The sequence below is a fragment of the Thiothrix sp. genome, assembly GCF_028714775.1.
GTDB lineage: Bacteria > Pseudomonadota > Gammaproteobacteria > Thiotrichales > Thiotrichaceae > Thiothrix.
The window spans coordinates 1-18,074 of sequence record NZ_JAQTLS010000029.1 but is presented as its reverse complement, the minus strand read 5'-3'; the positions used below and the strand labels follow the sequence as shown (position 1 = coordinate 18,074).

Genomic DNA, 18,074 nt, shown 5'->3' with positions numbered 1-18,074 from the left:
GTCAACCATTGACACCTATTGACAACAAATCTTATTGCTTGACTTTAACAAAAGTGGTAGTATAAGCTATTGTGGAGGTCATTTATGGGAACTCCACAAGGCATACCAATCAAGTGGGAAAAGTGGCGGCTTAACCTTGCCAATATAATGACCGGCGCAAGTGACCAGTGGTTTTCGCCGGTTGAGGGCATGGAGATACGCAACCCCCAGCGTCAGCACTCCGATCGTCCCTGGGGTGCTAATCAAATCAGTTTCACCACACCACTGCATCTTTACGAACATTTACGCCGCACCGAACCGATATTACGGGATACTAGCGACGCTGCATTGCGTTCACTACAAGGGCTGGAGGAGGAGATAATAGAGTCCTCTGGTGACCCCGAGCATAAGCAGCACTGCGAATGGTTGCGCAAGTATTTGGAGCGCTACATCCCAACGCAACTCGGCAACGGTAGTGGAGCGCTAAAGGCGCTATTGTGGGATGCAGTGGATTATGGGCGTTCTGATTTGACGCTATCATTCATCAATCAAGGCAGCATGACCTTACCGAGTGAGATTGAATCGGTGCAGTCCTTTGCTATCAAGTATGTCTATTTAAGCCAAAAGGCGCGACCGTATTTCAACGATTCCCGTTATGCGCCTTACGGTATTCCGTGGGAAGGTGAGGATGTTCTATCGTTGCGGCTTGGTGCCCGTGACCCCTGGCGTCCGTATGGTTGGGGTGTAATCTCAAGTTGCTATCGGCTGCTCTACATATACAACTATGTTTATGCGCTGGCACTTGAGGGCATGGAGCGCCACGACCTGCCCTGGATACTGGCAAAGGTGCCACTTGGGGCAAAGGACTGGGCGAATGACATAATTGATGCAGATACCCGCGTCGCCGGCATGATAGTTGGTGAAGTGCCGGTGCCGGAGCAATCCGATCCGATGATGCCCAGCCCCATGCCGGATAATCCACCGGATCAATATACGCTTGAGTTCCACGAGATGTCCCGCACTACCAGTGACATATTCCAACCCTGGCTCGCCAAGATGGAAGCGGGGATAAGTTACGCATATACCAGTCAAACCCTTGCCAACATGCAGACCCAAAGTGGTGCGGGTAGTCTTGCGCAATCAGAGGTTCATGCTGAATCACAGGGGCGCAGTGAGGCGGGCTGGGTGGCTTTGATGGAACCACTATTCCAGCAGATAGTTGACCGGATATGGCTGCATAATTATCCCGGCGAGACACCGCCACAGTATCACATTATCACGCAACCCGAGACCGAGCTTGACGCTCCCCGCCTAACTGCGGTATTGGGCGTCGCTGATCAGGTGGCGATAGAGGCAAAATGGCTGCGTAAAAAGATAGGAGCGCCGGAGCCGCAGCCGGGCGAGGAGCTTGTCAAGGCTGCCCCCAAACCAGCGCAACCCTTCGGTTTTACAGAGGGCAAGCGGGTGGTGGATGGCTGGGATAAGTTCTTAATAGAGCAAACCGATAAGCAGCGCCGCATAGCAGAGGGCATAATCGGCGCCGCCAAATTGTATGCGGTGCAGGTTGCAAAGCGAGTAATGCCTGCGCTGCGCTCTGGCTTGGATAAGCTGGCAGCGACCTATCGTGGACCAGCGACCACCAAAGAGCAGATAAATGATAAGTTTCAGCCTCTGCTTGACGCGATTGATAGTGCCAAAGAAAGCGGCGATTTGCGTGAGGTCAGGAAGAACGGGCTTGACCTGGTTGAACTGACCAACCGAATCTATGATGCCTCTATTACCGGCTGGCTGGCTGGCTATAAGGATAATGGCAATGAATTGTGGAAACGCCAATATGCAGACCAGCTCATTGCCAACTATGCCAAATTAGCCGAGCAGCCACAGGGCATTACAAAGATAGATGTTGCCGATGATTCCCTGCGTTCATTTTTGCAGGCATTGGCGGATGGCAGCGCCCGTTATGGCTTGGCGGACTGGGCTGCTGCATCGGCGGCAATACGCAGTCGCAGCCTTACATTTGCCAATCAGAGTGCGCGAAAGATAGTGGATGATTTGCGGCTGGCGCTATATCGTGCGGTGGATGAAGGGTTGACCAAAGAACAGTTTATGGCGCAACTTGAGACGGCGTGGTCAGCGGCAGGGATTGAGCCAAGCAGCCCAGCGTATCTTGAGATGGTGTTCCGCACGGTAACGGGGCAATCCTATGGGCAGGGGCAAAAGGCGCTTGCTGATAGCGAGTCGGTGCAGGATATTGTGTGGGGATACCAGATGGTTGCCAATCCCGGTCTATCGGTTCACCATCTCTATCACTACCCGGAGATGCACTTATTCGCAGCGCCAAAGGGGCATCAGGCATGGGTGGATGGTTGGAATACAACTTGTGACTTTAACTGCGCATGTGTGCGGATAACCGTGCTTAACCGGGAGGCAGAGCGTAATGGCTGGATGGGCGAACAGGAACCCGTCAAGCCGTATGTTGGCGTGCCACCCGGGTTGCCAAATTAAGGGGGTAATATGCTTCACTACATAGCAGAAGGGTTTAGGGTATGCAGCACCGACATACCTATTGATGGTCGCATGGGTGTAAATACAGCCGAGCGGTTGCGGGGCGGTGCCATTTATTACGATCCTGATTTTGAAATGTGCGTATTGATAACAGGACATGATGATAAGACAGAGCTTGATGCCCGGCAATTAGGCAAGCAGTATTTGGGGCGCGTGATGGCTTTTGTCTTTGACGAATCAACCCATGAATTAATAGCCGACATTGCATATACCCAGCACGCGAAGGAACTCATTGAAACTGGGGCGTTCCCTGGTGTGAGTGTGTTTTTAGGGGAGATGTGGCGGGATAAGGATAAAACCACCGCTACCAAAGAGGTTATTCCCTATGTGCATCACTTGGCGCTGGCGCCTCCGGGTTCATTGCCAGCAGTGCCGGGGCTTGACAAACCGGAGGACTTGATACGGAAAACAACTCGTCAGATGGAATTGACGGACATTGAAGAACCGCGCCTACGGGCGCTGTTAGAAAGGAAGGGTGAAACAATGCAACAGCCCAAAAAGACGCCCGAGGGTGCGCCCTCTGGGGCGGATGTGCAGGCAAAGAAACTGCAAGAGAAGGGCGGCGAAGGAGCATCGGAAAGCGCTCTGGTCAAGACAACCAAAGCGGCAATGCCGGAGATATTGAAAGCAGTCGGCGATGCAGTTGATGGTAGTGGCGATGTGGGTGCTGCGTTTGACGAACTCAAGCGCGCTCTGATTCTCATTGGTGCCATCAGCGAGGACGCTCCCGCCGAAACCGGCATGGAGGAAATACCACCCGAGCCGGAGGTTATTGACCCGTCGGCAATGTGCGACCCGAGCAAAACCAGAATGACCGCACAAATCGCTGAATTGGAGCGCAGAGTGGAGGCTGGCGATATTAGCCAAATGCTACTCGCCGAATCTAACGCCGGGTTTATCAGCGCAGGAGAGTTCAAGTATTTCCGCGATGGATACCAGGGCAAAAAGCTCACGGCTGAAGATGTGCGCAAGGGAGTCGCCGCGCTGCATGTGTCGCGTCCGACCCCGCCATTTGCGGGGGGCAAGCGGTTTGACATGGGGCAGGTGGAGGAAAGCAAGCTGGTCAAGCTCTGTGACCTCACTACATCAGCCGCATGGTCAAGTGCCAGCGATGATGTGGTTGTGGAGTATATGCGGATGCAAAAGTTGATTGCTGCTGACGTTACCCCGACTTCTGAATTTATCGCTGATACTCGCGCCTACAATGCCCGCAAGCTATTACAGAGCGAGCAGGCAAAGCTGTTAGAGGGGGTGAAGTAGCATGTATAGTTCTCCCAGCACAATGGGTCCACACGGGCACGTTCCTGTTGATGGATATACCTATTATCCCTGGCACCTTGTCTATATCCTGGTTGAATCAGGACCAGTGCCTTGCGATACAACGGGGATGGGCGTGCATGGCATAGTATTGCCGGAAAACAAAGACGTTAAAAAGGACGCTGACGCAACCGACACCGACAACTACTTTGCATACTCGCATGACAAGCATCTCACCATAGAGGATCGCGCTCATATTGAGGTCTATGCTTATACTGGTGGGGAGATTCCGATTTATACCCCCATTATGACTGACGGCTTGGGGCGCATCATTGAATGGGTTCTTGACGAGAACCTATATACGGGGTGCGGTTTTAGCTTGACGCTGGCAGCAACGGGACCAGACGAATGGATTCCCATACATTTCCATCCATCAGGTGATACACCGGGCTGTTCCGGTGAATGCACCGAAGCGCAACTTTAGGAGGTGAACGAAAATGGCACCAAGCAATGCGAAGAATCTTGATTACTTAATTCCTGCGGTTCAAAAGGAAACCATCATATCCGGGCTATTGTTCCCTCCTGGAGCAACCTACCCCGATGGTTCCCCCATTGGTGAGGTCTTTGGGCGTGTTCCGGTATCAAAGGGTGCGCGCATGGCAACCATGTGGAAATACCGCAGCGAGGGGCAGCAAAACCCCGACTACCGCCGGTTTAAGCATCCTTATGATAGCGGCAAGGAAATCACCCAGCACAAAATCAACTATGAGAAGATGCTGCTCCCATTGGAGCGTTGGAGCGCGCTGGATGGTCGCGATGTTGACCATCTGATGGGCACAAGTGCGCCAGACGATCTTGACACCGAAATGGGCGTTGGGTTGCGTGAAGTTCTCTACGCATCCCTGGAAGCCGAGATTGCCGCCAATGTATTGAATACGGGCAACTATACACTCAATGCAACTCCGGGACCAGGCTATTATGTAGTCTGCACAGGAGACGAGTGGAACGATGCTACGGTCAATCCATTTACCGATGAGACCAGCGGGCTTATCACGGCATTATCGGCGATGTATGCGGCGGGTAAGTTCCCCTCCGATATACTACTGGGTGCGGCAGAGTGGGCAGCGTTGGCAAGCAATGCCAACTCCCAAGACTATGTGCGCAACTTCCTGCTTTATAGCCCCGGCATGATGGGTGAAGGCGCAACGCTGCCTTTGGCTGGTGTGGAGCGCGCACTGGTCATTAATCCCTTCCCGCCGATTAAGCTGCATGTTGGGCTGGCTACATATCAGGCTGGGCACGCAGTGGATGGCAAGTTTGACATTGATGAGGTGGTTTCGCTGTGGAGTGGTTGCTTGCTTTATACAAAGGGCAACATGACCATATCCGGCAAGCCATCAGGTCAGCACTTCTGTCTGCTTGCGGATGGTGGCGATGAGTTTAGCAGCAATGAAAACACTGGATTCCGCTACAACACGATAGACTTTAAGTATAACCTCTATCAATGCCACAATGTGATTAGCTGGACAAACGCAACGCTTTTGACCGGGTTGATTGCATAACTTAATACCGGGGGCTTATGCCCCTGGTCAAGGTGATAGACATGAGTGTTTATTTGACAGTAGCGAATTTAGAGGCATATAAATCAACCGCATGGACGGCGTCAAGTTGGGCGAATGCCCAAAAGCAGGCGGCGCTTGACGAGGCGGAGGGATGGGCTTATTCGGAGATAACGCCGAAGGGTTATGGAACGATAAGCACCACCGGCGGCGACTGGTATAAAATACGCGATGCCATCCTTGACTATGCGCTGGCTCGGCTAACCGCTGGTGGAGAACAATCAAAGGCATTGCGGCGGATGGCAAACAAGGCGCTACTAGAGGTCAAGCGGGGGCGCAAGCAAACATTTAACCGAATCCGCGATAATGGTAGGAGCTTGTTTGGCAGGGGCAGCGCTGACGGCAAAACCGATGCGGGAACAGCGCGAGGGGCTATTCTGTAATGACTATTTCGCTGGCTATTGATGCAAGCGGCATCAATAAGATAGCGGAGAAGATGGCTATGATTAATGCCAATCCGGAGCCGTTACTGCTTATCGCTATTCAGGTGGGGCAAACCAGCGTGCATCGTAATTTTGTAGCGTTAGGGCGACCTACCCCCTGGGCGCCGCGCAAGCCATTAACCGAGAAGATATTGGAGAATCGTTACGGCTATGTGAAAGGCGTGCTATTGCGCGTCACTTCACATCTCATGGCGGCAACAGGGCTGGGCGGGCAAGTGGGCGCTGATGGCGTGCTGCGCGTAGAGGGCAACACAGCGTATTTGGTTAACAACACACCCTATGCCGCCAAGCTGCATTACGGCGACCCCGGGGGCGAACCTTATGTTGAAACGGTAAAACAGCATCAACGTATAAGTCCAAAGGGCAATGTATATACGGTTAAAGCGCATCAGCGCAATGCCATAACCCGCCCCATCCCCCCGCGTCCGTTTATGATGTGGCAGAAAGAGGACGGCGAAGATGTTGCTGCATATTGCCGCAGTTATCTGATAAAAACACTTTCTTTTGATACGCATTAAAGAAAGGCAATAGTAATGGATATTAAGTCATGCGCTGAATCTTTACGGGATTTCATTATAACCCGCCTGACCAGCGGCATATCCCCACAACCCGCGTATCCGAATACGATAAACAATGTGGTGTGCTTTACGCAGGATGCAGGGATTGGCACTTACACATTACGCATCACCACCGCTTTCACGCCTGGCGGCAAGTTCTGGTCAGATAATTGTGCATTGACGCTATATATTGATGGCATGGAGATTGGCGAGGCGAATAACCGTTTAATGGAAATATCCGGTTGGATTAAGGAAGTGGTTTGTGAATGGGGCAAATCACAGCAACAATGGACGATTAAGAACCAGCCCCAGGTTACGCTGATGCCCAGCGAAGAAGGCGCAAGATATGTAATGGCAGTAGTGGCTTGGCGGCATCAGATACCCGATGCCAGACCTTAAAACCTACGCAACTAGCGTAAATCATAGGAGGTGCAGCGATGGCTGCCGGAGAGCAAAGAGTATATAACGGTCGGTGTGTCCTGATGGTGGGCGACAATCAAGAGGATTGGTGGATTGGCGACGCCACAATGGAGATAAAGCCAACCGGATTTACCCGCCGGGGTGGTGGCATGAATTACGGTAACGCCTGGAATACGGGATATGAATATGCCCGTATTACATACAATGTTGCCACATTGACCCGCGTGGAATTGGTTGATTTGCTGGGCTTGCCATTGGCAGCAAACAGCAAGCAAATAACTTACCAGGATGATGTTGTGCCCGCGACTCCGTTTGTAATCACGCTTGATGAGGATTTGGCGGATGATGGCGAAATCACAGTGTTTGCGCATGTTGGGGATGGTCAGTTTAGTCTAATGACTCCCAGCACCGGCGCGCCTGCCGATGATACCGAATATCAGATTGCAGTTGGTCCGCCATCAACTATAACCTTCCACACTGACGCAGAGGGTGAGCAGGTTCGCATTCGCCACACGCTTGACAGCACCAATGGCGAAAGCGCGATACTGGCTGGCGACTATTTCCCCAGTGAAGTCCCGGGTGTGTTCTTTACATCGGAATGGATTGAGGGTGATCCCGCCGACACGATTCACGGTATTTTGTGGGATATTCCTAGCATGATTCTGCATCCTGATAGCATTTTGCGTTTTGGTGGCAATGCGCAGGGCGCGGAGGGTGAAGCAAGCACATTAATCTACCAGATTCAAGGCACAGCGCTCCCCACCGTCAATAGATGGTAGGCGCGTAATGGACGTAAGGCTTGGCGATTTTGGCGGCAAGGGTCGCCGCGTATCACCTGGTGAACTGGCGAAGATATTAACGCCGGTAGGTGCGCGGCGGGCTGCCGCTTTTGATTGGGATACCGTTACCGAGCTTTTAGACAAGCTCTGGTATATGAACCCTGTATTGCCAAGCCTTGAACGCACTGTATGGCTGCGGGCTTTCAAAATGCCGTTTTACAATCCCTTCGTGCTTTACATAGCAGCGCAGGCATTCCCGTGCCAATGGGAAAAAGCGCAGGCATGGCTGGGCGCGTATCAACTTGTGCAGGGGGTTGGCTATGATTATAAGATGGGGAAATTAACCACTACCGAAACGGAGTTGCCGATGTGGGATCATCACGAGGCGCGGTGGTGGCAGGAACGCATGGATAATGAGCTTGCCGGTAAAATCCTGTTGAATCAATTATGGTGTGACAAACAGATTGGCGAGTTGATGGATAGGCGGGAGCGTGCTACCGCCAAGGACGAACGGGATAATCATAATAAGTGGGCAAAGGAGCATCCCTGGCAGCGGCGCGGCACAACCCTATTGCTGGCAAAACTAAATATGCTGCTGGGCGATAAGGCGGCTGGGTTGCCGTATAATCAGGCGGTATGCTGGGCTTGGTGGAGTGGGGAGCTGGCGTAATGGCGCATGGCATAGACACTGACCTCAATATCAAGGCTATCTATGATGGCAAGGGAACCCGCGATGCCGAGAGGGATTTACGCGCGCTGGGTAAAACCAGTGGCACGGCTGGCGATGCGCTGGGCGGCGTTACTGATAAGGGCAAAAAGGCTGCTACCGCATTTGACCAGCTTGGCAAGAGCATAGATAAAACCTCATTAAATAAGCGTAAATTCATCGGATTGGCTAATACTTTGCAAGGCGGCATGGGCAGCTTGACGAGTTCGCTGGCTGGCGTGGCGGCGGGCTTTGGCGGGATTGGGCTGGGCGTAGGCGTGGCAATATCCGCCATCGGCGGCTATCTTGATAATATGGCAAAGATGCAGGAGCAGGCAAAGAAAACTGCAACTGAATTGATTGCCAATAGCGATGCCGCCAAACAAGCGGGCATGGGATACATGGTTGCTGCGCAGCAGCTTGACGAATTGATTAAGAAAACGCAAGAGGCTGGGCGCGGGGCGTTACTGCTGCAAAAGGGCGGGCAGGCTGGGCTGGCGCAAACAGCGCAACTAATCTCTAATGAAACAGCCGCCATGTTGGAAAATGCCATGCGTGCAGCGGGTATGTCGGCACAGGACATAGCAACCAAGATGCAGCTTTTACGCCCCGAGTTGGATTCGGTGGGCAAGGCATCACAGAACCTTGCCGTTGCAGAGGAAAAGGTGCTGCAAGCGCAAAATGCGGTTATCTTAACCCAGCAGGACGCGGTAAGGCAGCAGATTGATGTTGCCGCCGCTAAAGAGGCATTGAAACTTGCCGATATGCAATACACCGATGAGGTCAATAAATTAAGCAAATTAGTGGGCTTTGATGTATCTGGCGCTATGCAGATACTCACCAAAACCACATTGACCGAACTGGTGCCAGCGCTAAAGGGATATGCCAAATTCATCATAGAGCAGGGGCAAAAGAGCCAATCGGGATCGTGGATAAATCTGAATGGTGAGGAAGTTTGGGTGCCAAAAACCAAGCCTGGCGATATTGACCTTACAACCGGGGAATGGCAGCCCCCCGGCACGGCGGGGATTGGTGGCGAGGGAACTGCCGGTCAACCCAAGATGATCAATGATTATACGCAGGAAATACAGGAGCGTCAGATTGCCGAATATGAAGGAACTCGCTATGGCGCTGCTGAATATGGGTTATTAAGGCGGCAGGGTGTTCCCGTCCCTGCACCCAAAGAGTTGGAGCGCGGCGCCCAGCGTTATGGGAAGAAGAAGGAACAAAAAGAGTTGTGGGATTCTTATACCGAGGGATTACAGCAAAGCGTTGGTAATGCGGTTGGGGAAGGAATTGCCATCGGGTTTGATAAGGGAGCCACCCGCCAGGACAAGGCAAAGGCAATCGCCAATATGCTTATCAGCGTTATATTCACCACACTATCTGCCATTCCTGGCATTGGTCCTATTCTGTCGGGTTTGTTTGGTGGAATGAGTGGGATTAGCCTCGCGGGTGGCGGCTATCTATCTGGCGGCAAGTGGAGGTCCTTTGCTGGTGGCGGCGATTATGGCAAGTGGGTGGGGTCGCCAACCATGGTGCTCGGTGCAAAGAATAACGCCATCATCGGCGATTCTCCCTATGGCGATGAACTGGTGCTTAACCCCCCGCAATTAAGCAACCTGGTGCAGCGGGTGCAAGGCAAAGGGACAACCAATATAACCAATATAAAGGTGCAAGCTGACGCCGTGATAGGACAGGAAGGCGTGGAGCGCGGGATAAACAAGGCATACCGTAGCGGCGATGCACGGCGCAGCAGGGGAAGGGTTGGCGGCGGCAATGGCTAATCCCGCCCCTATCCGCGATATCTCCCGCGTGGTATTGCAGCGCATGGGCGGCGGCACAATGACGGCACCCCTGACGCTTTGGGCAGGAGAATATGCCCCGCCAGGTGATGAAGGTTCGCTAATTGAAGTAACCCCCAATTCATCGCTGGAGGACTTTGCGGGGGAGATAAACGGCGGCAACTTTACGGTGTCCGCTTTCACATCGCAGGTGCCAACCTTAACCACGCTGCCCGGTGGATTTTTAGAGGGATTGACGGATACCAGCTATTGCCTTGCCACCGCCTATGAATCAGTTGGCGGCGATGAAGTTCCCAAGTATGTAGGGCGGGTGGAAGAAGTATCCGCCAGCCACATGGACGGGCAAACCATCCTAACCTGCGATATGGGCTTGGTGATTTGGCGGCATATAACCGATGATAAATTTGGGGCTGCCAATCCCTGTTTGCAGGGGCGATGGTTTGGTTGGATGGCGAATCGGATTATCACCGCACTCGGCGCACAAGCAGGGGAGATTCAATCGCCGGCGATCCAATATGATAAACCCTACCTATCCTTTGCCGAGCACCCCGAATATGCGCTGATTACTAATGATATTGCCGATGTAACGCCGAACAGTTATACCCGCGCATTGGCTTACGGCGGGGGTAGGATTTGGGCTTGCGTAAAGCAAAAGATATTAAGCTACGATTTAACAATTCACGAATGGGAATATCACGGCGCATATACCGGCATGACGGCAATAACGGGCTATGATTTCTGCGTGATAGGGTTGAATTACGAAGCTGGCGTTTTGCGGGCGCTACTGGAGCATTTGCCGGTCAGCGTGCCGATAGGTTCATCGCCAAGCGAGGAGTCATTCAGGGTTTATGAGATTACGCACAACCTAACCACCGGCGTTAATACTACCATTCGCACCTGGTATCAACATACCCATGAACGCATAGCCAGCCGTGCCTTGCGTTATGCTTGCAATGGTAGCGGGGGAACCGCCTATGCCAGCGCAGAGGCTATTGGTGCCGCGATTCCAGCACCACCAGATCAAACCTATGCTGACACCAGATACCCGCAAAATAGCGTGATTGTTTGGTTGCCGGTTGGTAGTTTTGTGCAGAATAATATGATTGTAATTAATGGGACAGGCTTATCATTCGCTATTAACAATGGCATTATGGTTTATATTGATGGGCGCGGCTATTTTCCTGGCTACATAACCAATATAGTTGATGATGGTGCTACTACAACATTAATGCTATCAGAATCAATCGGATTGTTTTATTTAGTAACTGCTCCCGTAACTGACTTCACGGCGAATTGGTTGCCTGCTTATTCATTCACCCCCAATGTCTATATCGGTTATCCGACTATGGTTGATGTGGAGTTAAGCCCTATAACCGGCAGCAACCCCCGCAAAACCGCCAGCGTCAAGGTGTTTCGCCGCAACTCTGCTTATAGCGGGGCGGCATCACATATTAGCCTTGACACCGGGATAACCTTGCCCGCCGAATTACAGCCGGGCTGGTATGCAATATTAACCCAAACCGGGGAATGGGCTGACCATCCGGTACCCAGCACTGATAAAACTGAAGCTGATGCAGTGCCATTTGTTATTACCTTTGAACGCCCCCGCTATATCTGCGATTTCGCTAACGGCTGGACACAAAGGGATACCGCGCATGACACGCCGCCGGGGGTGTGGGATCATAGGCAGGGGCGGCTTGATAGTGTTATCTATTATAATAATGTTGCTACTATATTTATGGCGAGAAGCAAAACATATAGTAAACAGGACAGAGCTTTAACTACTGGCAGTTTATATGATTTATTGTATGATACTAATTTTTGGGCTATAAATGATAGTGGGATATTATCTTATGAAGTATTGGAATCCGAGTCCCGTTATACGCACGGCAACGCTTATATATTTGACTATGCGCGAAACTACCATCACATTGCCGAGCAGTCTATCAGCTATGAGTGGGTTGATACCGGCGGGGAGATAGCGGCGGTAGTGGATACGGGCAATTTAGCGCCTTACCCTTACGGTATTTCCCACGACTTATATTGTCTGGGCGCGGTGGATTTGCAAGCCGGTGATATTATCGGCATATCAGAGGAGGGCACACCACCAACCAATAATGACCATATTGGCAGGATGGTTGACCTCAACGAAAGCCTGTTTAGCCCCTCCGGGCTGGGCGCTCACTTTTATACCCGCACAGTTGTCTATCCGCAACTCGGCGTTCCCAGCAGTGCCGTTGGCAAGCATATCTGGAAGCTGGTAGCAACCCGCCGCTTGGGGCGCTGGATACGCTACGATGCCGATTGGACAAATATGGTGGTGTTGCATAACTGTGTGCGGGATACTGCCCGCGATATTGACGGGCAGCTAACCGCCCGCATTGACGCCAACGATCCGCCGGGGCAGAAGTTCACCATCACAACCGATGATACCGGCTTATGCAAAGTTAAGCTGGATGCAGTTAGCCTTACGCTGCCAACCGTTCTGCTGAAAAACCGCACGCAGATTCGGGTATTGGATAGCGCTCCCTTTGGCGTGCCGCTAACCTATCCCATCCCGCCGGGCAAATTCGGTTATTACATGGAGAATTGCGGCGATAATAGGGATGAAACCTGGATCGTGTTTAACAATGCCCTTGCCGGAACCGAGATTTATGTGCAGGCGCAGTATTACAGCGATGATTACTGGATAAGTGATTTTTGGGTGCAGGGCGGAAATATCTATGCTATGGAGGAGGGCACCGGCTTAATCCTTAAATATGATGGCAGCAGCGTAACCGTTCATCAAGATTTGGGGCGGGGCGAGGATGGCGGCAATGCGTTGGCAATCGCGGCGGGCAATGATAGCTGGATAGTAACAGCCCCCGGCGGATACCTTGCCAAGTTTAGCCAGAATCACAGCGGGCATGTTGATAGCATTGTGCCAACCGGGGGGCGCTTAATTGACCTGCTCGGCTTATCGGTGCAATCAATGGGGATGCTGGCCAATGTTGACGCTGATGGTAAAATCAACATCAGGCGGCGTGACCAGACTGTTAGCAGCGATGCCCTTGATGCAGTGCGCCCCACGCCCACACTAAAGGAGCAGCCAACCCCGCGCTCGGTGCGTGTCAACTATTTGCGGGGAGCGGCGCAAGCGGGCAAGCAGATAGACCCGCGGGGGTTAAGTATTCCCAGCATTGACAATTACAATCAAGCCTTATGGAATGCCAACCTTTACTACGCTATTGATACCAGCGAAATATACGAAATAGTGGTGCGGATGGAGCAAGAGGTTGACTTGATGAATATTTACGAGGTCAATTATCCCTTCCCTATCATTGACGAGCATCAGGCAATTAATGTGCAAGTAATGAACTTGGCGCCAAAATACCGGGATCAGATGATTATGGTTACGGCAAGGAGAATATAAATGGCTAAAATCAGCGATCAGGCTTATGGCGTGGGGATGCCGGAGATTTGGTATAACATCGGCGGCACCATGCTGGCGGATCGGTATGTTGGTGGGCGCTGGGTGGTTATAGAATTGCCCTGGAATACCCACTGCGATAGCGAACCGGAGGATACCTCATTTCCTGATGTTGACCCCATTGAGGAAACGGCTGCCGATGGTTCGCTGTATTTCCTTGACCGTGGTTGCCGTGGCGAGTTCCCTTTAACCATTGACCCCTGCACCAAAGAACTATATCAATCCCTGTGCGCCTTGCGGGGCTATGTAGCGCAGAACCCAAAGAACTGGCTCCTATTCCGCCGCCACTCCGATAAAGACGAGGCATACCGGGTTAAGTGGCGTGGTCCATTGCGCGATCCCTGGTCTCATGGCAATGCGGCGGCGGGCTATGCAGTATCATTCACGCTGATTGGCGTTGATAACCTTGATAGCGCCGAACCTGATAATGAGATAGTCAGCCACTATTGCGATAGTGCAATCGTTTACGATCCTACCGATGAGGGCGTTCATAGCTATGCCGAGACAGGCTGCCCGTGGGAATTTGGGGTTTATCGCGATGGCGAAATCCCGCCGCAATGGTTAACCACCGGCACTACTGTGGTTGACCGGCTGCGCATCAACAATAAACCGGCGGCGGGATTATCCTGCACCGGCACAGAGCGCAGCATATTGAACTATGTGACGCCCGCCAATGGTTACATGACGGCGCAAATCCTTGTAAACAATGGCGTGGGCGGTTTGATTTGGCGGTCCAATGTCGGCATGACCAACTATTATGCGATCCGGGTTGACCCGGTTGCCAATACGATTGCCATTTATCGCAATACTACATTGCTGGTTTCGTTCGCGTCACCGGTAGCATTGGCGGTTGATACCTGGTTTGATTTCAAGATTCATTTCAACGGTTCCCTGCATAGGGTTTGGGTCAAAACCCCAATGATGGCTGATTACTTGTATGTCGGCTCCACCACCGATGCCAACTATACTACCGGATATTGTGGGCAGCTATCAGTTGGGGTTGGTAGTGTGATGTTGGGGTGTTATCACGATGTTTATAGCGCCAGCTTTGTGCGGGCTGAACTTGACTCCACTACGCTGGCTTATGCTGCATACTATACCGGGCAGCCCAAATTTATCTATCCCTGGTCTGCATAGGAGGACATACAATGTCACAATTCTATTCACGAGCACGCACCGCCGTAGAGGCTTATATAAACCTTGTGCAATCAGAGGGGGCGGTGGCATCAAAGCGGGTTAATGCTACCCGCCACATCGCCGAGCACGACATTATCTTTGAACGTGGCTGCCGTATTCTATCTTACGCGCAAGGGTCTGACTGCGATTCCACTGGCACTATCGCGGCGGCGATGCACCTTGAGGTGATGAACTCGCCATCCGGGACGCTGGGCGATTCAATGGGTATCGTGTGGGCAGGTGATGTGGTTTATGTCTTTGATGTGTCCACCGAAACGGCATGGCGATTGGATAGCGGCAGCACCACCCCGCCGGTCAATGACAATATCGTGCTAACCGATGCCGAGATATACCATCTTGGCACGGCAGTTTTGCCTATTGACTATACCACCTTGACCCTTGCCAACATTGATATAGTGGTGGTAGGGCGTGAGGGTGCATTTAAAACGGCGGAGGATGAGGTTGCATGGGGGACGGAGGATCACGCTAATAATGCTGCATCCGTGCCAATGGAGGATGATTGCCCGGTTGATACTGACTTTTGGGTTGAGGATGATAATCTTGAGGATGATGTGCTGGTTAAGCTGGCAACCGACATTAATGTGTTGATTGACCCCGCAACCGATACCATTCTGCCCCGCATCATTGGCGAGGATAATCTGACGCTGGATGCCCTAATGTCATTGAAAGGTAATATGCACCCGGATGGTTGCTTTCAATATTTTACCGGCTATGCTGGATATACAAAAGCATACCCGCTGGGCATCCAGCCCGGAAGCGCACCCCCTGCGGTATCAGCCCCGGCGGCTGGCGGCACATTTGGCAATAAGAATGATTGGAGTGTGAGGTTTCGCAATGGAGATTCGGTATTTAGCCGTGCCATGACCGGCGGCAATATCACCTATCTGCTTAACCGCTTCAAGGGTAAAAAGCTGCGTCTGGTAGTAGTATATAAAAATACTGCTGGCACAGAGGACTTGACCATGGAGATTATAGATAGCGCCGGTTCATCGCCGGGCACTATTGATGTCAGCGCTGCGGCGGATTATACCGTTTTTTATGTTGACCATGATGTTAATGCCGCCGCTACTGACCTTTATTGGCAAATCTCCAATACCGGCGGATCACCGGCGGGCAGCACCGGGTTAATTGCTTTTGTCGGATTGTTCTTTATGTCTAAATCCGGCAATTACTGGACGCCGCTGGGCGATGAATACTATGAAATCATCAATCAGAGTTTTTCCTTTAGCGCAGTAGCGTTGAATACCTTCTCTGATTCCGATAGACAAACCAATAATGGGGCGGGCTTTGATCCGTGCATTGAGGGCGTTATTGTTGGGGTTCACACGCTGGCAACATTACAAACAGCGGGCGGCGGCGATAATGATTATTCACTTTATCATTGTGATGCCGCCGGGACTGAGGCTGAGGACGCCACATATAAATGCCGCATAGCCTCTGGTGCCCGGGTTGGCAGGGCGGAATGGACGCCGACTTGGGGCACTACCGGTGCCCCCACCGCTGCGCCGATTATGTTGGCAGGCGGGGATTATGGCAGCTTTATATGTCATAAAGTCAATGCGACCGCAGGCGGTGCTCCCACTGGTATTCGCATTAGTGATAAAATCTGGGTTATAAAGGGGTAAAACCATGCGCTATATATTAATTCTATTTGCCCTGCTGCTGGCGTGCAGTCAGCCCGCCGAGCCGCCTGCTAATGTTATTGCCGGGGTGGGGAGTTATGCCGTGCGGGATGGCGGCCATTATCACATCACGGCATGGGTGGATACTACACAAGCTAGTGATTATCTATCCATGTCTGTGATTATTGACCAGTGGATAGGCTGGCAATCCGTCATTCCCGGCGGGGCTGAACGGCTGATATTTGAATTTGAAACTCCACCTAACATCGGCGAGCCGGGTGGGGAATATCTAGTGCGCGCTCACTCTAACAACGAAACCATAGAACAGACGGGAATTCTTCCATGACATTGCTAACAGATCAGGACGGCGGGGGCGGCTGCGATAGCACCAAGCGCGAGGAAATACTGCACCGGTTGACCGTATTGGAAAGCACCCCACACTGCCCGGATCACGAGGGACTTTCTACCAAACTGGATACGCTGGATGGCAAGGTGGGCACCCTAACAACCGTTAATGTGATCGCCCTTGTCATGGGCTTTTTGGGCATCATACTTGGAATTATCATCAAGCTGTAAGGAGGAGATATGCCAGCGATATTTGATTGGAAACACTACATCAGCCGCAAGTTCCTGACCTGTGCGGCTATTGTGGCGGTGGCGCTTATCAAGGTGATGCGAACCGATGATTACCTGATGGCGGGGATTTGCTTTGGCGCTGCCCTTGCCACTATCGGCATTTACATTTACGGCAACATCAAAGCCGGTGGGAACGCTTGAAAGGCAATCATACCCATAGCCTTGACCAGATAGAGGGCAGCCGGTTATTGCAGCGGGTGGATAAGGAGTTTACCGAGTGGCAGAAATCCAAAATATCCAGCGGTAGCAAGCCCCTGGCGGGCAACCTGCTATCCTACGATGGAGATACGCTTAACGTCAAATCGCTGGAGATTGGCGATATTGCCGCACTGAATGTTGCCCTCAATAACAAGGCAGCGGCTGACCATACGCACACAGGTTACGCTGCAACCAATCACTCCCACAGCATAGGCGGCATCACCGGATTGCAGGCGGCGTTGGATGGCAAGAGTAATACTGACCACACACACCCCAGCAGCGGGGAATCGGAAATCATCGTTAGGCTTGGTGCTGATGTATCCAATGCCACCACTAGCTTTGCCGATGTTACGGGGCTATTGTTTCCCGCCACTGCCAACAAGGATTATGTGTTTGATGTCTGGCTATTATTCCAATCCTCTGTTACCACCACAGGCATTAAATTGGCGGTCAATGGTCCCGCCGGATTTGTGGCGCTGGGATTGCAAACGCACATCCCGACTACGCTAACTGCGATAACGCATGGTTGCGCTATTGCTTATAATAGTGGCACGGCATCGGCGGGGGTGCCGGTTATCAATACCAGCTATCTTGCCAACATAACAGGCATCTTCCGCAACGGCGCAACGGCTGGCAACCTGGTTATCCGCTTTGCTGCTGAAACAACGGGCACGGTTAAGATAATGACCGGCTCAATCCTACGATATAGACAGGTGAACTGATGAACGCCTTTTATCCCCTTGACGCAACGCGCATGATTAAACCCTGGTGCTGGTTGGTCTATAATGCCCTGCTACCGGAGGGCTGGGATCGCAACGAATA

Annotated in this window: 17 protein-coding genes; all 17 read left to right on the top strand. The window is 52.1% G+C overall.

The window, feature by feature from the left end:
• Nucleotides 1-84 precede the first annotated feature (84 nt).
• From PHE17_RS19280 to PHE17_RS19200, 17 genes are read left to right on the top strand one after another with little or no spacing between them, the layout of a single operon-like run.
• Nucleotides 85-2,484: a DUF935 family protein gene (locus PHE17_RS19280; protein WP_301017547.1), complete on the top strand. Its 2,400-nt coding sequence runs from the start codon at nucleotides 85-87 to the stop codon at nucleotides 2,482-2,484.
• Nucleotides 2,485-2,493: 9 nt separating this feature from the next.
• Nucleotides 2,494-3,804 carry a hypothetical protein gene (locus PHE17_RS19275; RefSeq protein ID WP_301017546.1) on the top strand — a complete coding sequence of 437 codons (1,311 nt, stop codon included), beginning with the start codon at nucleotides 2,494-2,496 and terminating at the stop codon, nucleotides 3,802-3,804.
• Between the two features lies 1 nt (nucleotide 3,805).
• Nucleotides 3,806-4,285 (top strand): hypothetical protein, encoded by a 480-nt coding sequence (locus PHE17_RS19270; RefSeq protein WP_301017545.1) that lies wholly within the window; start codon nucleotides 3,806-3,808, stop codon nucleotides 4,283-4,285.
• 13 nt (nucleotides 4,286-4,298) lie between these two features.
• Entirely contained in the window at nucleotides 4,299-5,363 is a 1,065-nt protein-coding gene (locus PHE17_RS19265) for a hypothetical protein (RefSeq protein ID WP_301017544.1), read from the top strand.
• Between the two features lie 41 nt (nucleotides 5,364-5,404).
• Nucleotides 5,405-5,803 carry a hypothetical protein gene (locus tag PHE17_RS19260; protein ID WP_301017543.1) on the top strand — a complete coding sequence of 133 codons (399 nt, stop codon included), beginning with the start codon at nucleotides 5,405-5,407 and terminating at the stop codon, nucleotides 5,801-5,803.
• Entirely contained in the window at nucleotides 5,803-6,381 is a 579-nt protein-coding gene (locus PHE17_RS19255; RefSeq protein WP_301017542.1) for a hypothetical protein, read from the top strand. The genes PHE17_RS19260 and PHE17_RS19255 overlap by 1 nt, the downstream gene beginning before the upstream one ends.
• 15 nt (nucleotides 6,382-6,396) lie before the next feature.
• Nucleotides 6,397-6,819, top strand: coding sequence for a hypothetical protein (locus PHE17_RS19250; RefSeq protein ID WP_301017541.1), 423 nt, complete (start codon nucleotides 6,397-6,399; stop codon nucleotides 6,817-6,819).
• A gap of 38 nt (nucleotides 6,820-6,857) precedes the next feature.
• Nucleotides 6,858-7,619, top strand: coding sequence for a hypothetical protein (locus tag PHE17_RS19245; RefSeq protein ID WP_301017540.1), 762 nt, complete (start codon nucleotides 6,858-6,860; stop codon nucleotides 7,617-7,619).
• A 7-nt stretch (nucleotides 7,620-7,626) separates the two neighbouring features.
• Entirely contained in the window at nucleotides 7,627-8,289 is a 663-nt protein-coding gene (locus tag PHE17_RS19240) for a hypothetical protein (protein WP_301017539.1), read from the top strand.
• Nucleotides 8,289-10,112: a hypothetical protein gene (locus PHE17_RS19235; RefSeq protein WP_301017538.1), complete on the top strand. Its 1,824-nt coding sequence runs from the start codon at nucleotides 8,289-8,291 to the stop codon at nucleotides 10,110-10,112. Before PHE17_RS19240 ends, PHE17_RS19235 begins: the two co-directional genes overlap by 1 nt.
• A 43-nt stretch (nucleotides 10,113-10,155) precedes the next feature.
• Nucleotides 10,156-13,542: a hypothetical protein gene (locus PHE17_RS19230; RefSeq protein WP_301017537.1), complete on the top strand. Its 3,387-nt coding sequence runs from the start codon at nucleotides 10,156-10,158 to the stop codon at nucleotides 13,540-13,542.
• Nucleotides 13,543-14,736, top strand: a complete 1,194-nt coding sequence (locus tag PHE17_RS19225; protein WP_301017536.1) for a hypothetical protein — start codon at nucleotides 13,543-13,545, stop codon at nucleotides 14,734-14,736.
• 11 nt (nucleotides 14,737-14,747) lie between these two features.
• Entirely contained in the window at nucleotides 14,748-16,421 is a 1,674-nt protein-coding gene (locus PHE17_RS19220; protein WP_301017535.1) for a hypothetical protein, read from the top strand.
• A 4-nt stretch (nucleotides 16,422-16,425) separates the two neighbouring features.
• Nucleotides 16,426-16,764, top strand: coding sequence for a hypothetical protein (locus PHE17_RS19215; protein ID WP_301017534.1), 339 nt, complete (start codon nucleotides 16,426-16,428; stop codon nucleotides 16,762-16,764).
• A complete protein-coding gene (locus PHE17_RS19210) occupies nucleotides 16,761-16,994 on the top strand; it encodes a hypothetical protein (RefSeq protein WP_301017533.1) in 234 nt (77 codons plus the stop codon). Before PHE17_RS19215 ends, PHE17_RS19210 begins: the two co-directional genes overlap by 4 nt.
• 9 nt (nucleotides 16,995-17,003) lie before the next feature.
• Nucleotides 17,004-17,195 (top strand): hypothetical protein, encoded by a 192-nt coding sequence (locus tag PHE17_RS19205; protein WP_301017532.1) that lies wholly within the window; start codon nucleotides 17,004-17,006, stop codon nucleotides 17,193-17,195.
• The gene (locus tag PHE17_RS19200) at nucleotides 17,192-17,974 is read left to right on the top strand and encodes a hypothetical protein (RefSeq protein WP_301017531.1); all 783 of its coding nucleotides are present in this window, start codon (nucleotides 17,192-17,194) and stop codon (nucleotides 17,972-17,974) included. Before PHE17_RS19205 ends, PHE17_RS19200 begins: the two co-directional genes overlap by 4 nt.
• Nucleotides 17,975-18,074: the final 100 nt, after the last annotated feature.

Coding starts and splice junctions, on each gene's coding strand:
- PHE17_RS19215 (WP_301017534.1), top strand. CDS start 16,426: ATGCGCTATATATTAATTCTATTTGCCCTGCTGCTGGCGTGCAGTCAG.
- PHE17_RS19225 (WP_301017536.1), top strand. CDS start 13,543: ATGGCTAAAATCAGCGATCAGGCTTATGGCGTGGGGATGCCGGAGATT.
- PHE17_RS19210 (WP_301017533.1), top strand. CDS start 16,761: ATGACATTGCTAACAGATCAGGACGGCGGGGGCGGCTGCGATAGCACC.
- PHE17_RS19230 (WP_301017537.1), top strand. CDS start 10,156: ATGGGCGGCGGCACAATGACGGCACCCCTGACGCTTTGGGCAGGAGAA.
- PHE17_RS19250 (WP_301017541.1), top strand. CDS start 6,397: ATGGATATTAAGTCATGCGCTGAATCTTTACGGGATTTCATTATAACC.
- PHE17_RS19270 (WP_301017545.1), top strand. CDS start 3,806: ATGTATAGTTCTCCCAGCACAATGGGTCCACACGGGCACGTTCCTGTT.
- PHE17_RS19245 (WP_301017540.1), top strand. CDS start 6,858: ATGGCTGCCGGAGAGCAAAGAGTATATAACGGTCGGTGTGTCCTGATG.
- PHE17_RS19255 (WP_301017542.1), top strand. CDS start 5,803: ATGACTATTTCGCTGGCTATTGATGCAAGCGGCATCAATAAGATAGCG.
- PHE17_RS19260 (WP_301017543.1), top strand. CDS start 5,405: ATGAGTGTTTATTTGACAGTAGCGAATTTAGAGGCATATAAATCAACC.
- PHE17_RS19275 (WP_301017546.1), top strand. CDS start 2,494: ATGCTTCACTACATAGCAGAAGGGTTTAGGGTATGCAGCACCGACATA.
- PHE17_RS19280 (WP_301017547.1), top strand. CDS start 85: ATGGGAACTCCACAAGGCATACCAATCAAGTGGGAAAAGTGGCGGCTT.
- PHE17_RS19220 (WP_301017535.1), top strand. CDS start 14,748: ATGTCACAATTCTATTCACGAGCACGCACCGCCGTAGAGGCTTATATA.
- PHE17_RS19265 (WP_301017544.1), top strand. CDS start 4,299: ATGGCACCAAGCAATGCGAAGAATCTTGATTACTTAATTCCTGCGGTT.
- PHE17_RS19240 (WP_301017539.1), top strand. CDS start 7,627: ATGGACGTAAGGCTTGGCGATTTTGGCGGCAAGGGTCGCCGCGTATCA.
- PHE17_RS19235 (WP_301017538.1), top strand. CDS start 8,289: ATGGCGCATGGCATAGACACTGACCTCAATATCAAGGCTATCTATGAT.
- PHE17_RS19205 (WP_301017532.1), top strand. CDS start 17,004: ATGCCAGCGATATTTGATTGGAAACACTACATCAGCCGCAAGTTCCTG.